Raw genomic sequence first — 22,494 nt, forward strand, 5'->3', positions numbered from 1 at the left:
CACTTTTGACATATTTATATGGTTTTGCTTTAGGTTTTTCTTTGTTAAGAGGTATAAATGCTTCCCTTAGAATTTAATTTCTCACTCAAGGTATATATTGACATATTAAATATAAAACTTATTTTTATCTTAAAAGATTATTTTTAAAAGGTGAAAGATATGAAAATAAAAATATTAAAAGATGGTCCTTATTTGATAGAAGGTAGTATTCCGTTATACAGAGAAATAATGGTTAAATATAAAATGCTTATACCTGAAAGATGGGAGAAGGTAGAGAAATTTGAAACAAAAGAAAGTTATGCTCTTTGTAGATGTGGATTGTCTAAAAATAAACCTTTTTGTGATGGTTCACACAAAAAAGGATTCAATGGTGAAGAAACTGCCGAGGATAAGCCTTTTAATGAAATAGCAAAAAAGTTTGAAGGTAAAAATTTTGATTTATTAGATGCAAAACCATTATGTGCATCAGCAAGATTTTGTATAAAAAAAGAAGGTGTATGGGAAGCTATAAAAAAAGAAGAAAATGAAATTGAAGAAATAAAGCAGATGGTTTTTAACTGTCCATCCGGAAGATTGGTCTTAATTGATAAAAATGGAAATCCGGTAGAACCAAATTTTGAAAAAGAAATTTCTATATTAGAAGATAATCTAACCGGTGTAAGCAGTGCTATATGGGTAAAGGGAGGTATACCTATAGAATCTTCCAAAGGATTTATTTATGAAATCAGAAACAGAGTAACCCTTTGCCGATGTGGAAAGTCTTCAAACAAACCTTTTTGCGATGGTACTCATCTAAAAATTAAATTTCAAGATGAAAAATATTTTAGTGGAGGTGATAAAAAATGGATTATTTGATAATTTATGCTCATCCAAATCCAAAAAGTTTTAATCATGCAATTAAAGAAACAATAGAAAATAAATTCAAAGAAAAAGGAATATCATTTGAAACAAGAGATTTATATGCCCTTGGATTTGACCCTGTTTTAAAAGCAGATGATTTTATAGCAATGGAACAGGGAAATTATCTTCCGGATGTTAAAAGAGAACAGGAATTTATCAATAAAACAAAAAGATTAGTTATTATCCATCCTATCTGGTGGTATTCAATGCCTGCAATTTTAAAAGGATATATTGACAGGGTCTTTTCTTATGGTTTTGCTTATATTTTAGAAGAGGATATAAAACCATTACTTACCGATAAAGAAGTGATAATTTTTAATACATTAGGAGAAGGAAAAGAAGAATGTGAATCTTCTGGAATGTCTAATTGTTTAAAGAAAACAATAGGAGATATTTTTAGATTTTGTGGAATGAAAATTTTAGAACATAAACTTTTCTATGCAGTTCCTTATGTCACCGATGAAGACAGAAAACAGATGTTAAAAGAAGTTGAAGAAACAATAGAAAAATTAAGTTAAGAGGAAAAAAGATGATTAAATCTTATACAGAACAATTTTATTACTTGATGAAGTTGGGAAGGGAGTTTGAATTAAAAGCAAAAGAAGAATATATGAAAGGAAATATCGGAGGATTTTTGCATCTGGCTATTGGAGAAGAAGCAGTTCATGTAGGTGCTATTATAGGCTTTGGGAAAGGCGATGTATTTACTCCTTATAGAGAGCATATATTAGCAATTATATCCAAATGCAAACATATCTTTGGCTGTTGATGTAAAAGGAGAGTTATTTGCACCGGTTATAAAAAATATAAATACAAAAACATTAAAACAGATTAAAGAAGAACTTGAAATAATAAAAGAAAAAGCAAAATCAGGAAGATTTTCTTCAGAGGATTTAAAAGGAGCAACATTCTCAATTTCAAATCTTGGAATGTATGATGTAATCCAATTTGATGCAATTATACCGCCAAATCATGTAGGTATCGTGGCAGTAGGAAAAGAAGTAGATAACAAAGTGAAGCTAACTTTTAGTTTTGACCATAGAATAATAAATGGAAAAGAAACAGCTTTATTTATAAAAAGATTTAGAGAAAAATTAATGGATGAAAATTATTTAAAATCTCTATCTTCTTAAAGATTTGTCATAAAAAACCGAAAAATTTCATGTAAAATATTTGTGAAATTTATTTATATTAAGGAAAGATGAGAAAGATTTTAATATTATTTAGCATATTTTTATTTTCAATAGCTTATGCAGATGAAGAAGAAAAAGATATATTACTTTTGGCTAATTTATATTTAAAAGAAAATCAGATTGAAAAAATTTATAAACTTGCAGATTATGTAAATAAGAAAAATTTTTCTGAAGAAACAAAATATTTGGTATTTGAAAAAGCAACCTTTTTACTTGCAAAAAATTATAATAGAAATCTTTTGAGACAGCTAATATCAAAAATAGAATCAAATAAAGAAAATCAGATATTCCCTATTTCTTTTCCGAAAGTATATATAAACAATGTGGAACTTGAACTTGGGAAAAATATATTTTATCTAAATGATAAAATATTTGGAAATCTTTATATTTATATTGTAAAAAATGAGAGAACACTTCAAGAAATAGCATTAAAAACATCTACCGGATATTATGAATTAAAATATGCAAATCCTGATATAGACCCATTAAATCTAAAAGAAAACCAAGTTATCATTATACCTTTAAAAAAGATATTGCCAGATTATTGTAGATATGGAGAAATATGTGTAAATATTCCGGAATTCAGATTATATTATGTTATAGATGATTATGTTATTACATTTCCGGTAGGCATTGGTGATGAAAAAGCCCAAACACCTATCGGAGAATTTATTATCACAGAAAAAGTAAAAAATCCTGATTGGATAGTTCCACCTTCTGTGAAAAAAGAAAATCCAAATTATCCTGATATAATTCCGGCAAGTCCTGATAATCCAATAGGCACCAGAAAAATGAGATTAAATGATACATCCTATATGATACACGGGACAAATAAACCGGAAGGTGTAGGTATGAAAGTCAGTTATGGTTGTATCGTTTTGAGAAATGAAGATTTAGAAAAATTATTTGATTTAGTAGATATAAAAACAAAAGTTATTATAAAAGATACGCCGGTAAAGGTGTATAAAAGTATGAATTTATTTGAAAGCTATCCTTCTGTTTATAAATATCAAAATAAAACAAGTTTTGTAAGTAGCTTTCCTATGAGATTAATTCCATGAAAAAAGTTGGATTGGTTCTATCTGGTGGAGCAGTCAGAGGTTTAGCTCATATAGGTGTTTTAAAAGCTCTACAAGAGATAGGAATAAAACCTACTATATTAAGTGGTGTAAGTGCCGGAAGTTTGGTTGGTGTATTTTACTGCTATGGATATTCTCCAAAAGAAATGGAAGAGATAGCATTAAAAACAAATTTTTTAAATTATATAAAACCAATTATTCCCAAAAAAGCTTTCTTTTCTATAAAAAGTATGTCAAAATTTTTGAAAAAATATATACATATTTCCGATTTATCCCAGCTTAAAATACCTTTGTATGTTGCCGTTACAAATCTAAATAAAGGTGAAGTTGAATATTTTAATGAAGGTGATATATTTACACTACTTAGAGCCTCTTCTTCTATCCCTGTTTTATTTGAACCGGTAGAGTATAAAAAAGAGATTTATGTAGATGGTGGTTTAATGAATAACCTGCCAGTTGAACCTATTAAAGATAAAGTAGATATAACTATAGCGGTAGAGGTAAATCCATTTAATAAATCCAACGGAGATAATATAATCTCAATCTCTATTAAAAGCTTTTATCTTGCTATCAGGTCTAACGTCTTACTTCGGAAGAATTTATGTGATATTTTTATACAGCCGGAAGATTTAGCCAAAATTCCTATATTTGCTACATGGAAATCCAAAGAAGCGATAGATATAGGTTATAAATCAGTTATAAATAAGGCAAATGAGATAGAAATGATAGTTAGATAATACAAGTATGATATAATTATGTTAATAATATAATTAAGGAAGGAAGTTGTGGACGAAAAACAAAAATCCGTAATCCAAGCTTATAATAAAGCTCAAGAAAAAATGAATGAAATCAGTATAGAAGGAATTTCATTCTTAATTTTCCTAATTTTAACAGTTATTTTTCTTGTTTTAATATTTAACTATATAAGTCGTAGATCCAAATTATTGAATAAAAAAAGAGAATTTTGGAATTATCTTAAAGGAAAAAATTTATCAGATGAACAGATAAAAATATTGTGGGATTATTCAGAAATAATAGGAAGAGATCCATTTATTGCTATAGAAAATAAACCTGCCTTTGAAAAAATTATAGATATATATGAAAAGAGAAATCCTAACTATGATGAAGGATTAATCCAAGATATGAGAGAAAAATTAGGTTTTTATAATGTAATGGAATATATACCAATAGTGACTACAAAAGAAATAGAAACATATACAAAAGCAAAACTAATATTTGAAGGAATAATAAATGAAATTTATTTGGTAGATAAAGATGAAGAATATATGTATTGGCTTTTACCTAATAAGAATTTTCGTATTCAGAATGGGGATGAAGTGCAGATTTTATTAATAAGGGAAAAAGATGGGATCTATTATATAAAAGAAAAAATAGAAAATATTGAAGAAACACCAGAAGGCATTTTATTAAAAATGCACCATACTTTTAATTTTGAACGAAAACAGAGAAGGGAATTCCATAGGTTTGAAATAGAAATTGATGCTATTTTGGGACGAACAATTAAGGAAAATAATAAAGTTTTTACTCAATGGATAGGTGGAAAAATACAAGATATTAGCCCGGGAGGAATTAGATTTTGCTTAACCGAAAAAAGTAAAAGATTACCCATAGGAACCCAAGCTTTAATAAAATTTGAATTATCCGGTAAAGAAATAAATGAAAAAGTTGAAGTTGTTAATATCTTTGAAAAAGAGGATATAATCTGTTTTGGAATGAAATTTATAGATATTAAGGAAGAAAGACAAAGATTTATTTATAATTATATAAATAAAAAACTTTCAAGTTTATATAATCAAATAAAAGGAAAAAATGAAGATCAGGAAAATTTAAATATAGAAATTGAAAATGAATTAAATAAACTCAATATTGAAAATAGCAAACAAGATTAAATATAGAGTATATTTTTACATATCCGACACTACTGTATTTCTACCTAATTTTTTTGCAAAATATAACAATTCATCAGCTCTTTTTAAAAAAGAGTCAATATTATCATCTTTTTTTATTTGAGTAACTCCAAAACTTGCAGTATATTTAATAGTTTTATCTTGATAAATTATTTTTCTAGTTTCAAAGGTTCTTCTTAACATTTCTGCCACATTAACTGCTCTCTCCAAATTATCTAACATCAAGATACCAAACTCTTCTCCACCTATCCTTCCTGAAATAGTACTTGATTTTAAATTAGATTTTAAAACAGATGCTACATCTATTAAAACTAAATCACCGGCATCATGACCATAAGTATCATTAATTTTCTTAAAATGGTCAATATCAAAAAGAATTATGGAAAATATAACATCTTTTTCTTTGTATATTTTAAAATAATCTTCCAATGCCCTAAAAAAGCTTCTTCGATTATATAAACCGGTTAAAAAATCAATATTAGCTTCTCTTTTTGCATTTTCTATTTCCTTTTTTAAATTTTTTATCTTATCTTGACGCTCTTCTATTTTATTTTTTATGGTAGCATTTTGTTTTCTTAATTTTTTTATTTCTTCTAATATTTCATCTATCTTATCTAAAGATAAATCCTTAGCATAATGTTGTAATGTATCTTCGGATTTCTGTAAATTTTTATAATTTTTATTTATTATATTTTTTATAATTTCTATATTTTCTCCAATTTTAACTGTTAAATCTTCAAGTTTTTTGGGGTCAATATTTTCTTTTTCTTGAAATTTATTGATATTAATTTCTAAAAAGTTTTTGTATAAGCTCATTACATCTATATCAGCAAAATATTTTTTCTGTTCCATGAAATGACAAAATACTATAAATATTTTTTCAAAATTATCCGGTATTAATGGAATTTTATTTCTTACCATAATTTTTAATGATTCTTTTGCAATATCTGTAATAAATTTTATTTCTTTTTCATTAAGAGTTTGTTTTTCATTTAATATTTTTAAAAATTTACAATCCATTTTTCAAGTTATAAATAGTATTTAAAAATTATAAGAAATAAATAAAGCATAGGATTTATCTCCTATTTTATCATTCTATTTTATTTTATCATAATAGAAATTAATGCACTAAAGATTTGAGTTATATCTCTCTAAAAATTCATTTTTAAATTGTTTAAATCTGTTTTCTTTAATAGAATTTCTGATATCTTCCATTAATTTTAGATAAAATCTAAGGTTATGTATAGTTCCAAGAATATAAGCTGTTATTTCTTGGGCATTATAAAGATGTCTTAGATAACCTCTTGAAAAATTTTTGCAGGTATAACAATCACAATTTATATCTACCGGATTTTCATCTAATTTATACTTTGAAGACCGGATATTTAATTTTCCGTAGCTGGTGAATAATGTGCCATTTCTTGCATTTCTGGTTGGCATTACACAATCAAACATATCTATTCCTCTATCTACACTCTCAATTATATTTTCAGGGGTTCCTACTCCCATAAGGTATCTTGGTTTGTTTTTTGGTATAATCTGAGTGCATATTTCTGTCATTGCATACATATATTCTGCCGGCTCTCCTACAGATAATCCACCGATAGAGTAACCATCCATATCAAGCTCAACGGTTTTTAATGCACTTTCCTTCCTTAAATCTTCATATACCGAGCCCTGTATAATTCCAAATAATGCATTTTGGGTTGTTTTTGCTTCTTTGGAACGTTTTAACCATCTTATTGTTCTTTCTACTGCTTCTTTTGCCTTTTGGTGAGAGACAGGATAAGGTGGGCATTCATCAAGAGGCATCATTATATCAGAGCCAAATATTTCCTGTATCTGAATAACAAATTCCGGTGAGAAAAAATGCCAGGAGCCATCCAGATGAGATTTAAATCTAACTCCTTCTTCTGTGAGTTCTACTTTGGCTTTTTGTTTTCCTTCTTTTGCTTTTCCTTCGGCAAGGCTAAAAACTTGAAATCCTCCACTATCTGTCAATATTGGTTTATTCCATCCGGTAAAATTATGAAGCCCTTTAAAATGTTTTATAACATTTATTCCGGGTCTTAAGTAAAGATGATAAGTATTTCCAAGGATAATCTGGGCTTTTATATTGTGTAGATGTTCCATTGTAACTGCTTTTACTGTTCCTTGGGTTCCAACAGGCATAAATATTGGTGTTTCTATTTCTCCATGGGATGTATAAATCTTCCCAAGCCTTGCAAAGCCATCTTCTTTTATTAATTCAAACCTAAACAACTATCGCCTCTACCAAATCTTCTACATTAATATATTCTTTTTGCTCTGCTGTTTGCATATCTTTTAGCCTAAGGTGTTCTTCTACCAAGATAACATATTTTGCTTTTAATTTATCTGCTGTTTTAAACATTGATTTTAAAGAGCCTTCTTTAAGAAGAAGTTCAACTCTTAGATTTTTTTCTAATAATTTATCTGTTAATTTGATTGCTTCTATTGAATAATCTGTATGTGCCGGTATTATTACTATTAAATCTTTTTCTTTTGGTAGCTCTTCTACAAGAAGCATCAATCTTTCTATGCCGGCTGCAAAGCCTACTGCCGGCGTATCTGGTCCTCCAAGTTGTTTGACAAGATTATCATATCTTCCACCGGCTAAAACAGTTCCCTGTGCTCCTATTTTATCAGATACAAACTCAAAAACGGTATCTGTATAATAATCAAGCCCTCTTACCAATCTTGGATTTTCTATAAAATCAATATTCATAGCTTTTAAATAATTTTTTAATCTTTCATATCTTATTAAAGAATTTTCAGATAAAAAATCTGTTATAACCGGTGCATTTTTAGTTATTTCTTTACAGCTTTCCACTTTACAATCCAAAACCCTAAGTGGATTTCTTTCTATTCTTGTTTTACAGGTTTCACAAAGATATTCTTTGTTTTGCTGTAGATATTGTTTCAAATTCTCTACATACTCTTTTCTTGATTCAAAATCTCCAAGGGTGTTTATTTCTAATTTTACGGATATTTTTAATTTTTTTAGTATTTCATCTGCCATTTTTATAAGCTGAGCATCTGCAATTGGTGAGTTTGCTCCAAATATTTCTGCTCCTATCTGGTGAAACTGTCTATATCTTCCGGCTTGTGGTCTTTCATATCTAAACATAGCCCCTTCATAAAATAACTTTTTATATCCTGATTCCTGATACATCTTTTCTTCTATATAAGCCCTGACACAACTTGCAGTTCCTTCCGGTCTTAGTGCTACATGTCTTCCGCCTTTATCAACAAAATCATACATCTCTTTTTGAACTATATCGGTAGCTTCTCCTACAGACCTTTTAAATAAAGATATATCTTCTATATAAGGAAGTATTATCTCTTCAAAATTGTATTTTGCAAAAATCTCCCTTGCAGTATCTACTACCAATCTATATTTTTTTGCATTTTCTCCATAAATATCCTGAAATCCTCTTACTTTTTGTATCATTAACCACCACCTACGAAATGAACTATTTCTACTTTATCTCCATCTTTTAGTTTATAACTGCTATACTCACTTTTTGGAATAACATCCATTCCAACTGCCACTGCAAAATTCGGAGAAGTAATACCAAGCTCTTTCACAAGTTCCTCTATGGTAAGTTCTTTATCAAACTCTCTTTCTTCTCCATTTATAATAAGCTTCATTTTTACCTCCGATTTACATTCCTATAATATGATATCCGGCATCTACATATATTATTTCACCGGTTATGCCGGATGCAAGGTCTGAACATAAAAATAATGCTGTATTTCCTACTTCTTCAATAGTTACAGATTTTTTTAGAGGAGACCTTTCTTCTGCAACTTTTTGTATTTCGCTAAATTGGGCTATTCCCATTGCAGCAAGAGTTTTTATAGGTCCTGCAGATATACAATTTACCCTAAGATTTTTGATTTCTCCAAGATCTCTTGCAAGATATTTTACAGAAGCTTCAAGGGCTGCTTTTGCAACACCCATAACATTGTAGTTATAAACAACCTTTTCAGCTCCATAATAAGATAATGTTAATAAACTTCCACCTTCATTAAATATAGGTAAAAACTGCCTTGCTATTGCAGTAAAAGAATATACACTAATATCCATAGCTTCTAAAAAAGAGGCCCTATCAACTTTATAATAATAATCTTTAAGATACTCTTTATTGGCATAAGCTATAGAATGAACTATAATATCAATATTTCCCCATTTTTCCTTTACTTCATTAAATAAATTTTGTATCTCTTCATCCTTAGATACATCACATTTTACAACAAGCTCTGCATTAAATTCTTCTGCTATCGGTCTTACTCTTTTTTCTATTCTTTCATCTAAATAATTAAAACCAAGAGTAGCTCCATGTTCATAAAATTTTTTCGCTATACCGTAAGCAATACTTTTATCATTTGCAAGACCAAGAATTAGGGCTTTTTTACCGGCTAATAAACTCAATTTAATACCTCCGTAAAGTAATAATCAATAAATCCTGTTAAAATCAGATATATTAAACCAAACATAATTGCTGATATTATGCTTGTCCCGCCATTTCTTCCTATTTCTGCTATTATTAAATTTTCATCCGGATATTTTTCTTTAATCTCTTTTATCTTATTTTTCACAAAATCTAAATATATATAATTTCCAAACATTCCAAAACCAATTGATATAAATATATTTGTTAAGGCTACTATTAAAGGTGGTGTATTCATTTTTAGCTGTATTATCTGCAATAATATTAAAAAAGCCATAATCATTATGGCTATACTATACATCTTCCTATATGCAAACCAAAGCATTCCAAAGAAAAAAGCTGCCCAGTTCCAGCTAATTTTACTACCTGTTGCTTCCATTACTTCCCATTTAGAAATATAATAATCTGCATTTTTTCCAACAAAAATATGTAAATATCTATCCAATTTTATTAGCCCCAGGTAGCTTTTTCATCTTTTTCATATATTGCTTCCCAGCCGGCAGGTGTTTTAAAAACTCTGATACATTTTATTTTTTTATTTTCATCAAGTTCAAACCAATGTCTTGCACCGGCAGGCACTACTATTAACTCTCCTGCTTCTACATATATATCCATAATATCATCTCCTATATTAACAGGAAATACCCCACTTCCATCTATAACAAATCTTACCTCATCATCTGTATGATGGTGTTCTCTTTTAAATTTTGCTTCTAATCCTTCTAAATTTGGAGTTTTTTCCCATAAAACAACAATATCTTCTGTTATGTATCCCATTTTTTCTTTTAACTCTTTTAACTCTTTTTCATAAGCTTTTATTATCTCTTTTTGCTTTTCTTCTGAAAGCTCATAATCTTTTCTTAAATCTTCCGATAATCTATCTACTCCCCAAACATCATAAACTATACCATACTCGGATAAAATCTCTTTTATTTGAGTATTATCTTCTATCACTTTTCCTGAATTTCTAAATACAACTTTTGCCATTTTAATTACCTCCAAATCTGTTTGTCTCTTTTAAATAATATCATATTTTTCATATATTCAAATATAAACTCAAATGCTTCTATATGTCTTTTTGCTTCAAACTCATCTCTACCCCAACAGTATATCCCATGGTTTTTTATAAGTATTGCAGGGACATCAGAATTTATTGCTTTTGAAGCTTCTTCTGCCAATTTTTCAAGATTAAAATAATTTTCTATTATAGGTATCTCTATGTATGCATCTTCTTTCCATATATCAAGGGCTTTAATCATTTCCATATCTTTTACCGGAACTTTTCCATCTTCAAAATATATGGAAGATATAAAGTTGTTATTCGGTGTGTGTATATGAATTACACATTTTGCATCTGTTTTTTGATATATATACGAATGGATTTTTGTTTCTGCTGATGGCTTTAATCTTGTTCTTTCTACTGCTTTTCCTTCTTTGTCTACAAATATAACATCTTCATTAGATACAGTTCCTTTATCTTTTCCGGAAGTTGTTACGGCAAATACAAGAGGTTCATCATGTAATTTATAAGATAAATTTCCACTTGTTGCCGGAAACCATCCTTTATGATAAAGTTTAACTTTTATCTCATTTAGAATATGAATAGCTTTTTGCTTTTCCTCAATATATATCTCCATAGCCACTCCTCAAATCTCACTAAATCTATTAACTATTGGCATTCTTCTATCTTTTCCAAAAGCTCTTTCTGTTATTTTTATACCTATAGGCGATTGTCTTCTTTTGTATTCATTTGTATCAATTAATCTTATTATTCTCTTAACTCTTTCTTTATTTTCCGGAAATCTTTCTAAAATGATATTAGCAGGAATATCTTCTTCTACATACATTTTTATTATTTCATCAAGTATTTCATAAGGCAGTAGTTCTGCTTCATCTGTTTGATTGGGTCTGAGTTCTGCAGATGGTGGTTTTTTTAATACTCTATCCGGAATAACTTTTTTTATACTATTTCTATAATAAGAAAGTTCATATACTTTTGTTTTTAATACATCTTTTAATACGGCAAATCCACCAACCATATCTCCGTATAAGGTGGAATATCCTACGCTCATCTCGCTTTTATTACCGGTTGCCAAAACTATCCAGCCAAATTTATTAGATAGAGCCATTAATATATTTCCTCTTATTCTTGCTTGCAAATTCTCTTCTGTTGTATTTTGTGGCAGATTTTTAAATATATCTGATAACTGTGATATATAGCTATTATATATATCTATAATTGGTATTGTAAAGGTTTCAATACTTAGATTTTTTGCAACTTCAAGGGCATCTTCTATGCTTTCTTTTGAAGTATACATAGATGGCATTAATACGCCTTTTACATTTTCATTTCCGAGGGCATCTACTGCAATTGTTGCCGTAAGTGAGCTATCAATTCCACCGCTTAATCCTATCACAACTTTTTTAAAATTATTTTTTTGTATATAATCCCTAAGTCCTACCACCAAAGCTTTATAAGTTTGCTCTATCTCCGGTGTATCCAAATATATCTTTTCCGGTGTAATACTGCTTTTTTCTTTTATTTGATAATCAATATTAATTATTTCTAAATTTTCTTCCCTTTTATAATCTGTTCTTAAATTTCTTATTCTGTTATCTTTTAACTGATTTCTAAATGTTTGCTCAAAATCTATATCTGCAATAATTAAATCTTCCTCAAAAGATTTTCCTTTAGCTATTATCTCTCCTTCGCCGTCAACAACAAAACTATTTCCATCAAAAACAAGCTCATCTTGAGCACCGACTATATTTAAATATGCAATAGAGATAATATTATCCCTTGCCCTTGTTTTTATCATCTCTTCTCTTTTCTTTATTTTTCCTATAAAATATGGTGAAGCATTTATATTTATTACAAGGGAAGCTCCTTCTATTGCATATATATTAATAGGATTTTCCGGATACCATATATCTTCACATATAGATAAGCCTATTTTTAGCTCTTGTAGCTGGATTATACTATTTTTTTTGCCTTTTTGGAAATATCTAACTTCATCAAACACTCCATAATTTGGCAAAAATTGTTTATGATATATTCCTTCAATATTACCATTAAACAAAACTGCTGCTGCATTATAAATATCTATCTCTTTATCTATAAATCCAACTATTGTGATTAAATCCTTAGAATGTTTAGCTATTTCTTTAACTGCTTTTATATTTTTTTCTATAAAAGATGTTTTGAAAATTAAATCTTCCGGTGGATAGCCTGTAATTGCAAGCTCCGGAAATATTACTATATCTGCTTCTTCTTCCTTTGCCTTATTAATAAATTCAATAATCTTTGCTGTATTATACTCAATATCACCTACAACAGGATTTATCTGGCATAGTGCTAATCTTAATGCTTTCATTTCTTTCTTCTTTCCATTCGGTTTTTATATTTTAATACTCTTTTTTTCTTTTCTTCCGTAGGTTGTATATTTGTTTGTGATTTTTGTAGTAATTTTTCAGCTTCTTTTTCTTGCTCTTTAATCTCTTCTTCTATCTCTTCTTCGGAAGTTATTTGTAGTTTAAATAGATACTCAATGGTATTTTGTTTTAATTTATACATCATATCTTCAAATAGTTCAAAAGATTCTCTTTTGTATTCAACAAGAGGGTCTCTTTGGGCATAGCCTCTTAGATATACGCTTTCTCTTAATCTATCAAGTAGATGTAAATGCTCTTTCCAAAGATTGTCCAATACTTGAAGAGTTATATATCTTTCAAACTCTCTCATTAATGATGAGCCGAGTTTATTTTCTTTTTCCTGATATGCTTTTTCAAGCTCTGATAATATATATTCTTCAAGTTCTTTTCTGTCCCACTCTTTATTTTTATCTATATCTATTTTTACTCCTGTCCATTCTTGTATTGCAGATATAAGTCCGTCTAAATCCCATTTTTCTTGATACTGGTCTGCCGGTGCATATTTATCAAGTAATGATAAAACTATATCTGCAATCCATATTTTTATTTCATCATTTAGATTTATACCTTCAAGTATATCTCTTCTTAAAGAGTAGATAACCTGTCTTTGTTTATTCATAACATCATCAAACTCAAGTAATCTTTTTCTTATCTGGAAGTTTTGTCCTTCTACTCTTTTTTGTGCATTTTCTATTGCTTTTGATACCATTGTGCTTTCTATTGGCTCATTTTCAGGAATTTTTAATCTTTCCATTAATGCTTTTAATCTATCTCCACCAAATAATCTGAGTAAATCATCTTCAAGGGAAAGATAAAATCTTGAACTTCCCGGGTCTCCCTGTCTTCCGGCTCTACCTCTGAGCTGATTATCTATCCTTCTTGATTCGTGTCTCTCTGTTCCTATAACTGCAAGTCCTCCAAGTTCTACAACCTTTTGTTTTTCCTGTGATGTTATTTTTTGAGCTTCTTTTAAAGCTTCTTTATACTGCTCTTCTGTTGCTGTTTCCGGTGATAAACCTTTTTTTGCAAGTATTTCTTTTGCTAAAAATTCCGGATTACCACCGAGTAATATGTCAGTCCCTCTACCTGCCATATTTGTTGATATTGTTACTGCTCCAACTCTTCCTGCCTGAGCTATTATTTCAGCTTCTTTCTCATGGTTTTTGGCATTTAATACATTATGTTTTATATTTCTCTTTTTTAATAATCCAGACAGATATTCAGATGTTTCTACCGAAACTGTTCCTACTAAAACAGGTCTACCTTCTTTATGTAATCTTATTATTTCTTCTACAACCTGATTAAATTTTTCTTTTTTTGTTTTATATATAACATCAGGATAATCTATTCTTCTTACCGGTTTATTTGTAGGTATTACAAGAACATCTAAGTTATATATCTCTTTAAATTCTACTGCTTCTGTTTCTGCTGTTCCTGTCATTCCGGCAAGTTTTTTATACATTCTAAAATAGTTTTGGAATGTAATGGATGCAAGGGTTTGATTTTCTGCTTCTATTTTTACTCCTTCTTTTGCTTCTATTGCCTGATGTAATCCATCAGACCATCTTCTTCCGGGCATCAATCTACCGGTAAATTCATCAACAATAATAACTTCTCCATCTTTTACAACATAATCCCTATCCCTATGGAATAATGTATTTGCCCTAAGTGATTGGTTTATAGCATGAAGAAGTTCTATATTTTTTGTATCATATAGATTTTCTATATTAAAATATTTTTCTGCTTTTTCTGCTCCTTTTTCTGTTAAAACTGCTGTTTTATTTTTTTCATCTACTATAAAATCTTCATCTTTTATGAGGGTTTTCACGAAAGCATCTGTTTGATAATATATTGATACATCTTCTCCTGAAGGTCCTGATATTATAAGTGGTGTTCTTGCTTCATCTATTAAGATTGAATCAACTTCATCAATTATTGCAAAGTTATGCCCTTTTACCTGAACAATCTGGTCTTTTGAAAATACCATATTATCTCTAAGATAATCAAATCCAAATTCATTATTAGTTCCATAGGTTATATCTGCTTCATAGGCAGACCTTCTATCTGTTTCTTTTGCTACTGTAAAGAAATCTTTTCTTGCTTCTATATTATATTTTTCTGGTGGCAAAATCTCTTCAAAAAATCCTTTTGGCCATACTCTTCTATCTTTTTCTACGGCTTCTTCAAATTTAGATTCATCTGCCCATTCTATAATATAAGATACACTATTTGTATTTATTGCTCCTACCGAAAGACCAAGGAATTTATAAATACTACCCATCTGGACTGCATCTCTTTTTGCAAGATAATCATTTACAGTAACAAGATGGACTCCTTTGCCGGTTAATGCATTTAGATATATAGCTATTGCTGCAACAAGGGTTTTACCTTCACCGGTTTTCATCTCTGCAATCTTTCCTTGATGGAGAGCCATAGCCCCTATAAGCTGAACATTAAAAGGTCTAAGTCCGATGGTTCTTTTTGCTGCTTCCCTTGCAATAGCAAAAGCTTCAATCATTACTTCATTTATTTCTCCTTCTAATATCTCTGTCAGGATATGCTCGTTTGATTGAACTTTTTCCCGTAGAACAAGACTTTTTTCTCTAAGTTCTTTATTTGATAATTTATCAAGCTCCGGTTCTAATAAATTAATTTTTTCTACAAATTTTGATAACTTTTTTATTTCTCTTTCATTTTTTGTGCCGAATATCTTTTTTATTAAGAAGTTTAGCATTTTTATGAAACCTTATTCACGGCTATAAAAACCGTGCCCCTATTTAAAAGGCAGCCAAGCCTTAGGGGTAAGGTGTATTTTGGCTACCTTTTAATCTATCCAATAATTTGGTGCTTCTTGGGTTATATATATATCATGGGCATGGCTTTCTCTTAATCCGGCATTTGTTATTTTTATAAATTTAGTATTTTCCTGTAAATCTTTTATTGTTTTTGAACCGGTATAACCCATACCTGCCCTTAATCCTCCAACAAGCTGATAAACAACATCTGCAAGAGGTCCTTTAAATGGTATTCTTCCTTCTATTCCTTCAGGAACGAATTTTTCTACATTTTCCTGAGAGTATCTATCACTACTAAATCTTGCTTTCATCGCTCCTATTGAGCCCATTCCTCTATAAACTTTATAAGACCTTCCTTGATAAAATATTCTTTCTCCCGGAGCCTCTTCTGTTCCTGCAAATAAACTTCCAAGCATTACCGTATCTGCACCGGCAGCTATTGCTTTTACTATATCTCCTGAATATCTTATTCCACCATCTGCTATTAATGTTTTTCCGTATTTTTTACACACTACTGCACATTTTGATATTGCAGTAATTTGTGGCACTCCTATACCTGCTACCACCCTTGTTGTGCAGATTGAACCGGGACCAATTCCAACTTTTACTGCATCTGCACCGGCTTTTATTAAATCCTCTGCTGCCTCTGCAGTAGCTATATTTCCACCTATTACATCTAAATCAGGAAATTCGCCTTTTATCTTTTCTATTGTTTGTAAAACCCTGACAGAATGACCATGAGCCGTATCTACTACAATAACATCTACTTTTGCTGCTACTAATGCTTTTACCCTTTCCATAGTATCAGGGCCAACACCTACGGCAGCTCCTACTCTTAATCTTCCGGCTGCATCTTTTGCTGCATTTGGATATTTCTTCCTTTTTACTATATCTTTAATTGTTATTAAACCTTTTAATCTTCCTTGTTCATCAACAACCGGAAGTTTTTCTACTTTATGTTTTTGTAGTATTTCAACTGCTTCATCTAAGGATATTCCTTCTCTTGCTGTTACAAGAGGAGCTTTTGTCATAAAATGTTCTACTGCTTTATTATAATCTTTTTTGTTTATAAATCTTAAATCTCTATTTGTAAGAATACCTATTAAAATGCCATTCTCATCTGTAACCGGAACACCGGAAATTTTATATGTCGCCATAATATCTAATGCTTCTTTAACCGTTTGATTTGGTCTTATAGTTATTGGTTCTGAAATCATACCACTTTCAGCTTTTTTTACCTTTTCTACTTCTCTCATCTGGTCTTCTATGCTCATATTTCTATGAATTATACCTATACCACCTTCCCTTGCAATAGCAATAGCAAGCCTATGTTCTGTAACCGTATCCATTGCAGCAGATACAAGAGGTATATTCAATTTTATGTTAGGTGTAAGATATGAGCTAACATCGGTTTCATGAGGTAATACATCAGATTTTTGAGGTAATAAAAGAACATCATCAAATGTTAATGCTTCTTCTATAGGTAAATTTAACAACTTATTTTCCTCCTGTGAAAATAAAATTTTAGTTAAATAAATATTTTACCACAAAAAATATTTCTACTTTTTGCAAAAATCTATAAATTTTATTATAAAAAAACTTGACAAAATTAAACTAAAGTATTAGATTATTTAATGTACAAAAAAATTTTAAGGAGGAAGTTAAGATGTCAAAAGCAAGTAAAGTAATAGGAATTGACCTTGGAACAACAAACTCTGTTGTATCAGTTGTAATAGGTGGAGAGCCTGTAGTAATTGCAAACCAAGAAGGATTTAGAACAACACCATCTATTGTATCTTGGACAAAGGAAGGTGAAACCCTTGTAGGAGAACCAGCAAAAAGAAGAGCAGTATTAGACCCAGAAAACACCATTTATGAATCAAAAAGATTTATAGGTAGAAAATATGATGAAGTAACAGAAGAAATAAAAAATGTTCCTTATAAGGTAGTAGCAGATGAAAAAGGAGATGCAGCATTCTATATTCCAAATCTTGGAAGAAATGTAAGACCGGAAGAAGTAGGTGCTCAAATCTTAAAGAAATTAAAAGAAGCAGCAGAAGCATATCTTGGGGAAAAAGTAACAGAAGCTGTTATAACAGTTCCTGCATATTTCAATGAAAGACAAAGACAGGCAACAAAAGATGCAGGTAAAATAGCCGGTCTTGAAGTAAAAAGAATAATAAACGAACCAACAGCTGCAGCTTTAGCTTACGGACTTGATAAAAAATCAGATATAAAAATACTTGTTTATGATTTTGGTGGTGGAACATTTGATGTTTCTATCCTTGAAGGTGGCGATGGAGTAATAGAAGTAAAAGCCTCTGATGGTGATACCCATCTTGGTGGTTCTGATATTGATGCAAGAATAATAAACTGGCTTGTAGATGAATTTCAAAGAGAACACGGCATAGATTTAAGAAAAGATAAAACTGCTTTCCAAAGATTAAAAGAAGCAGCAGAACAGGCTAAAAAAGAGTTATCTTTCAAAATGGAAACAGATATAAATCTTCCATTTATAACAATTAATCCGGAAACAAATCAACCATTACACCTTGAGAAAAAACTTACAAGAGCAAGACTTGAAGAAATGATAAAAGATTTAATAGACAGAACAATGGATATAGTGAAAAGAACCTTAGAAGCAGCAAAATTAACACCAAGAGATATAGATGAAGTTGTGTTGGTAGGTGGTTCTACAAGAATACCTTTAGTCCAACAAAGAATAAGAGAATTCTTCGGAAAAGAGCCTAATAAATCTGTAAACCCTGATGAAGTTGTTTCTGTTGGTGCTGCTATACAAGGTGGTGTATTAGCAGGAGAAGTAAAAGATGTATTATTAATTGATGTGACACCACTTTCTCTTGGTATAGAAACCCTTGGTGGAGTTATGACAGTATTAATACCAAGAAATACACCAATCCCAACCAAAAAATGTGAAATATTTACAACAGCTGCAGACAATCAAACACAGGTTGAGATTGTAGTATTACAAGGTGAAAGAAAAATGGCAAGAGAAAATAAACTTCTCGGTAGTTTCAGATTAACAGATATTCCTCCTGCACCAAGAGGAGTTCCTCAAATAGAAGTATGCTTTGATATAGATGCAGACGGAATACTCCACGTTACTGCTACAGATAAAGCAACCGGAAAAGCCCAGTCCATAAAAGTAACCCCATCAAGCGGATTGACAGAAGAAGATATCCAAAAAATAATTGAAGAAGCTAAAAAACATGAAGAAGAAGATAAAAAATTCCAAGAAATGGTTGAACTCAGAAATCAGCTTGATACAATAACTTATAGCCTTGAAAAAACAATAAATGAAAACAGAGCAAAATTATCAGAAGATGATATTAAAGAAGCAGAAGAAGCAATAAAACAAGCAAAAGATGCACTAAATTCTAATGATAAAAACACAATACAAAGAGCCATTGATAATATTACAAATGTTGCAAACAAAATAGCTATAAAATTATATTCACAAGGTGGAGGAACCCAGACAAATCCTGATGAACCGATAAACCCTGAAGTCCATTAATATACAAAGCCCCGAAAGGGGCTTTTTTTATTGCAAAAAATTCTTATTTATAATATATTTAATTTTAGGAACTCATATAAAATAGGAGGTAAGTATGATAAACCAATTAAAAACAGTTTTACTTCTTGGTTTACTTACCGGTTTATTTCTAATGATTGGTAAGCTTATAGGTGGTCAGCAAGGTATGGTTATTGCCTTTATACTTGCAATGGTAATGAATTTCTTTGCATATTTCTTTTCTGATAAAATGGCTCTCGCAATGTATGGAGCAAGAGAACTTTCTTATGAAGAAGCTCCATGGCTTCATAATATAGTGGAAGAGCTTGCACAAAAAGCAGGTATACCAAAACCAAAAATATATCTTGCTCCTATAGAAATACCAAATGCTTTTGCAACCGGTAGAAATCCGAATCATGCAGCAGTAGCAGTTACATCAGGAATATTAAAAATACTTAATGAAAGAGAGTTAAGAGGAGTGTTAGCCCACGAAATAGCCCATATAAAAAATAGGGATATCCTTGTATCTACAATTGCTGCAACAATCGGTGGTGCTATCTCTATGCTTGCCGATATGATGTTTTGGTCTAATCTTTTTGGTGGAAATAAAGAAGAAAACAATAACGGTATAGCAGGAATAATAACATCTTTACTTGTATTTATAATAGCACCTATAGCAGCAATGCTAATACAAATGGCAGTATCCCGTTCAAGAGAGTATCTTGCAGATGAAACCGGTGCAAAAATATCAGAAGACCCACTTGCTCTTGCAAATGCACTTAGGAAGTTGGAAGAAGCAGCAAATTATTTAGCACCTGTTGCTCAAGAACAAGTTAATCCCGGAACAGCCCATATGATGATAGTTAATCCATTAAGGGCAGATAGCATAATGGCTCTTTTCTCTACACATCCACCTACAGAAGAAAGAATTAGAAGATTAGAGGAACTTGCAGAAAAAATGAAAAAATCCCACAATGTCGGAATAGTATATTATTAATATATTTTGGCTCCCTGATTTTCTCAGGGAGCTTTTATTCTTCAAGTTCAAGATTTATGTTTACTTTACTTTCTATATAAATCTGGGTAGGAAAATTTTTGCCATCTTCTAAAAATATAGTTATTCTTTTTGTTTTACTTTCTTGAGGTTCAAAAATAATTCTTCTACCTTCTTTTCTAATTATTACAGGTTTCCCATTTATTAGAATATTAGAATTTAAAATATCACTTAAAGATTTATCTTTTTTAAAGAACATAGCTATAATAGGAAGCCATGGTTTTTTTTCATAAATAGCTTCATTTTCATATATCCTTTCTTTTTTTCCTTCTTTTTCATAAAGAGCCATATAATTATCATCTGAATAAAATTTAAAATCATAATTATAAAGCCAAGAAAATCTATCATAAGTTTTTCCTTCTGCTTCTATCTTCTTGTCTGAAATCTTAAAATATACTTCTCCTATACCTATACCAAGGGCATATACTTTATATTTTTTTATTTGATAATTTTCTTCGTTTTTATTTTTATTTAAAGATGTAGTAATATAAACTTTATCTGTTCTTATAATTTTTTCTTGATTTTCATCAGATAGAGAAATTTGAAATATAATTAGAGCGACAATGATTAACAATTTTTCCATCACAATAAACCATTATTTGCAAAACTGTAATAACCTTTTTTTGCTATTATGATATGGTCTAATATCTCAAATCCCATTTCTAAGGATAATCTATAAATATTTTTTGTAAATTCAATATCTTCCTTAGAAGGTTTTGGTTCACCATTTGGATGATTATGGGCTAAAATTATGCCATAGGCATTTTCCTGTATTGCATAATAAAATATATCTCTTGGCTTGGCATTTAAAACATTTATGCTTCCTATGGCTATTATATGTTTTGCTAAAACTTTATTGGATGTATTTAGATATAGTGCTATTAATTTTTCCTGAGTTTCTTTTTCTAAAAATTTAAGATGTTGGTATGCTTCTGATGGTGAAGATATTATTATTTCTGGTTCATCTTGGTTTATCCGGTTTATTATCTCATTTATTGCCATTATCTCTAAGGCTTTTGTCTCTCCTATTCCTTTTATCTTTAATAAATCTTCAAAACTTAAATCTCGTAAATTTTTTATAGAGCCATTTTTTAAAATTTTATTTGCCAAGGAAAGAACATTATTATCTTTCGTACCGGTTTTTAACAAAATTGCAAGAAGTTCTATATCAGATAAAGAAGAAAGCCCGTATTTTAGAGCTTTCTCCCGTGGTAATAAATCCTTAGGTAAATCTTTTATTTTTTTCTTGTATATAAATTTTTCTTCTTTCATCCATTTTTTACTCTTCTCTTCTCCACCAAACTCTTACATACTTTTTCCCTTCAGGATATGATAATTTAAGTTCTCCTTTGTATGCTTTATGGATTGCTTCGCCGATTCTTCTTGCAAGATGCTCATAAGTTGTTCTTATAATCATTTTTCCATCTTCTTCTTTTATATCTATAATTCTTTCTAATGGTCTGTATGCCATTTCTGATTCTTCTGTATTTTTTATTAGATTTTTTATTTCTTCTTCATGCTTTTTCCAAAAATCACCTTCTATATAAACAATGCCCCCTTCATAATTATCTTCTATTCTTCTACATGCAGGACAGATTATTTTCTGGGCATCTTTTGGAACTTCCTCAAGCCATTCAAATATACCATCATGGAAAACAACACCACATCTTTCACAAACAGAAGGGTCGTGATATTTTTCTTTTGTAAAATAAGGATCGTGAATATACTCTTGAATTAATTTATCTTTTCTCTTCTCCATCACAAACTCCTTTTTCTGTATATTTTTAAATAAAATTATACCATATATGATTATAGCTTTTGAAAACTCAATTTTTTTTTCTATAAAAATCTAATATCTTTTCTACCAAGGCTTCTACATCAACTTTATAATCTCCTTTTTGAATTAACTCTCTTAAATAAATTATTTTTTCTTTTCTCACATCTAACTCCTTTTCTAAAATATTTTCAATTTTTTCAATCTCTTCCTCTGATAAATATTTTTTTAATATTTCATACATTTCTTTATCCATTTTTTAACCTCAAAAATCTTAATTTAAATTTCGGTATAATTTTTAAAAGCTTTAAAAATTTGTGAGAGGTAGGAGA

General features: G+C 29.8%; 24 protein-coding genes. 9 read left to right on the forward strand and 15 right to left on the reverse strand.

What is annotated here, in order from left to right:
- Positions 1-159: 159 nt before the first annotated feature.
- The 7 genes from QOR43_RS05640 (at position 160) to QOR43_RS05670 (ending at position 5,082) form a co-directional block, all read left to right on the forward strand.
- Positions 160-855 carry a CDGSH iron-sulfur domain-containing protein gene (locus QOR43_RS05640; protein ID WP_265134792.1) on the forward strand — a complete coding sequence of 232 codons (696 nt, stop codon included), beginning with the start codon at positions 160-162 and terminating at the stop codon, positions 853-855.
- Positions 843-1,418 carry an NAD(P)H-dependent oxidoreductase gene (locus tag QOR43_RS05645; protein WP_265134791.1) on the forward strand — a complete coding sequence of 192 codons (576 nt, stop codon included), beginning with the start codon at positions 843-845 and terminating at the stop codon, positions 1,416-1,418. Before QOR43_RS05640 ends, QOR43_RS05645 begins: the two co-directional genes overlap by 13 nt.
- Positions 1,419-1,429: 11 nt before the next feature.
- On the forward strand, positions 1,430-1,669 hold the full coding sequence (locus QOR43_RS05650; RefSeq protein ID WP_265134790.1) for a thiamine pyrophosphate-dependent enzyme: 240 nt from the start codon (positions 1,430-1,432) through the stop codon (positions 1,667-1,669).
- Entirely contained in the window at positions 1,659-2,033 is a 375-nt protein-coding gene (locus tag QOR43_RS05655) for a 2-oxo acid dehydrogenase subunit E2 (protein ID WP_265134789.1), read from the forward strand. Before QOR43_RS05650 ends, QOR43_RS05655 begins: the two co-directional genes overlap by 11 nt.
- Before the next feature lie 68 nt (positions 2,034-2,101).
- Complete coding sequence (locus QOR43_RS05660) at positions 2,102-3,154, forward strand: L,D-transpeptidase family protein (protein ID WP_265134788.1); 1,053 nt, start codon at positions 2,102-2,104, stop codon at positions 3,152-3,154.
- Entirely contained in the window at positions 3,151-3,909 is a 759-nt protein-coding gene (locus tag QOR43_RS05665; protein WP_265134787.1) for a patatin-like phospholipase family protein, read from the forward strand. Before QOR43_RS05660 ends, QOR43_RS05665 begins: the two co-directional genes overlap by 4 nt.
- Before the next feature lie 207 nt (positions 3,910-4,116).
- Entirely contained in the window at positions 4,117-5,082 is a 966-nt protein-coding gene (locus QOR43_RS05670; RefSeq protein ID WP_283571447.1) for a flagellar brake protein, read from the forward strand.
- 15 nt (positions 5,083-5,097) lie between these two features.
- On the opposite strand, the gene QOR43_RS05675 is transcribed toward QOR43_RS05670, so the two are convergent.
- From QOR43_RS05675 to guaB, 11 genes are all read right to left on the reverse strand, one after another.
- On the reverse strand, positions 5,098-6,120 hold the full coding sequence (locus QOR43_RS05675) for a GGDEF domain-containing protein (protein WP_265134785.1): 1,023 nt from the start codon (positions 6,118-6,120) through the stop codon (positions 5,098-5,100).
- A 108-nt stretch (positions 6,121-6,228) separates the two neighbouring features.
- Positions 6,229-7,362 (reverse strand): tRNA guanosine(34) transglycosylase Tgt, encoded by a 1,134-nt coding sequence (gene tgt, locus QOR43_RS05680; RefSeq protein WP_265134784.1) that lies wholly within the window; start codon positions 7,360-7,362, stop codon positions 6,229-6,231.
- A complete protein-coding gene (gene hisS / locus QOR43_RS05685; protein ID WP_265134783.1) occupies positions 7,355-8,572 on the reverse strand; it encodes a histidine--tRNA ligase in 1,218 nt (405 codons plus the stop codon). The genes tgt and hisS overlap by 8 nt, the downstream gene beginning before the upstream one ends.
- A complete protein-coding gene (gene thiS / locus QOR43_RS05690) occupies positions 8,572-8,772 on the reverse strand; it encodes a sulfur carrier protein ThiS (protein ID WP_265134782.1) in 201 nt (66 codons plus the stop codon). Before thiS ends, hisS begins: the two co-directional genes overlap by 1 nt.
- 13 nt (positions 8,773-8,785) lie before the next feature.
- Positions 8,786-9,556 (reverse strand): enoyl-ACP reductase FabI, encoded by a 771-nt coding sequence (locus QOR43_RS05695; RefSeq protein WP_265134781.1) that lies wholly within the window; start codon positions 9,554-9,556, stop codon positions 8,786-8,788.
- A complete protein-coding gene (locus tag QOR43_RS05700; protein WP_265134780.1) occupies positions 9,553-10,020 on the reverse strand; it encodes a DUF2628 domain-containing protein in 468 nt (155 codons plus the stop codon). The genes QOR43_RS05695 and QOR43_RS05700 overlap by 4 nt, the downstream gene beginning before the upstream one ends.
- 5 nt (positions 10,021-10,025) lie before the next feature.
- Positions 10,026-10,562 carry a cupin domain-containing protein gene (locus QOR43_RS05705; protein WP_265134779.1) on the reverse strand — a complete coding sequence of 179 codons (537 nt, stop codon included), beginning with the start codon at positions 10,560-10,562 and terminating at the stop codon, positions 10,026-10,028.
- 5 nt (positions 10,563-10,567) lie between these two features.
- Positions 10,568-11,212 carry a methylthioribulose 1-phosphate dehydratase gene (locus tag QOR43_RS05710; RefSeq protein WP_425609136.1) on the reverse strand — a complete coding sequence of 215 codons (645 nt, stop codon included), beginning with the start codon at positions 11,210-11,212 and terminating at the stop codon, positions 10,568-10,570.
- Positions 11,213-11,221: 9 nt separating this feature from the next.
- Positions 11,222-12,949 carry an NAD+ synthase gene (locus QOR43_RS05715; RefSeq protein WP_265134777.1) on the reverse strand — a complete coding sequence of 576 codons (1,728 nt, stop codon included), beginning with the start codon at positions 12,947-12,949 and terminating at the stop codon, positions 11,222-11,224.
- Positions 12,946-15,741 carry a preprotein translocase subunit SecA gene (secA, locus tag QOR43_RS05720; protein ID WP_265134776.1) on the reverse strand — a complete coding sequence of 932 codons (2,796 nt, stop codon included), beginning with the start codon at positions 15,739-15,741 and terminating at the stop codon, positions 12,946-12,948. The genes QOR43_RS05715 and secA overlap by 4 nt, the downstream gene beginning before the upstream one ends.
- Positions 15,742-15,831: 90 nt before the next feature.
- On the reverse strand, positions 15,832-17,298 hold the full coding sequence (gene guaB / locus QOR43_RS05725) for an IMP dehydrogenase (RefSeq protein WP_265134775.1): 1,467 nt from the start codon (positions 17,296-17,298) through the stop codon (positions 15,832-15,834).
- 170 nt (positions 17,299-17,468) lie between these two features.
- On the opposite strand from guaB, the gene dnaK reads away from it, so the two are divergent.
- Positions 17,469-19,337, forward strand: a complete 1,869-nt coding sequence (gene dnaK, locus QOR43_RS05730) for a molecular chaperone DnaK (RefSeq protein WP_265134774.1) — start codon at positions 17,469-17,471, stop codon at positions 19,335-19,337.
- A gap of 94 nt (positions 19,338-19,431) precedes the next feature.
- Positions 19,432-20,331 (forward strand): zinc metalloprotease HtpX, encoded by a 900-nt coding sequence (gene htpX / locus QOR43_RS05735; RefSeq protein ID WP_265134773.1) that lies wholly within the window; start codon positions 19,432-19,434, stop codon positions 20,329-20,331.
- Between the two features lie 34 nt (positions 20,332-20,365).
- On the opposite strand, the gene QOR43_RS05740 is transcribed toward htpX, so the two are convergent.
- The 4 genes from QOR43_RS05740 to QOR43_RS05755 all read right to left on the reverse strand — a co-directional run bounded on the left by QOR43_RS05740 (position 20,366) and on the right by QOR43_RS05755 (position 22,418).
- Positions 20,366-20,971 (reverse strand): hypothetical protein, encoded by a 606-nt coding sequence (locus QOR43_RS05740; protein WP_265134772.1) that lies wholly within the window; start codon positions 20,969-20,971, stop codon positions 20,366-20,368.
- Positions 20,971-21,660 (reverse strand): RadC family protein, encoded by a 690-nt coding sequence (gene radC, locus QOR43_RS05745; protein WP_265134771.1) that lies wholly within the window; start codon positions 21,658-21,660, stop codon positions 20,971-20,973. Before radC ends, QOR43_RS05740 begins: the two co-directional genes overlap by 1 nt.
- A gap of 7 nt (positions 21,661-21,667) precedes the next feature.
- Positions 21,668-22,147, reverse strand: coding sequence for a BCAM0308 family protein (locus QOR43_RS05750; RefSeq protein ID WP_265134770.1), 480 nt, complete (start codon positions 22,145-22,147; stop codon positions 21,668-21,670).
- Between the two features lie 67 nt (positions 22,148-22,214).
- Positions 22,215-22,418: a flagellar biosynthesis anti-sigma factor FlgM gene (locus QOR43_RS05755; RefSeq protein ID WP_265134768.1), complete on the reverse strand. Its 204-nt coding sequence runs from the start codon at positions 22,416-22,418 to the stop codon at positions 22,215-22,217.
- Positions 22,419-22,494 lie beyond the last annotated feature (76 nt).

Origin of the sequence: Venenivibrio stagnispumantis (genome assembly GCF_900182795.1) — a bacterium.
Lineage (GTDB): Bacteria > Aquificota > Aquificia > Aquificales > Hydrogenothermaceae > Venenivibrio > Venenivibrio stagnispumantis.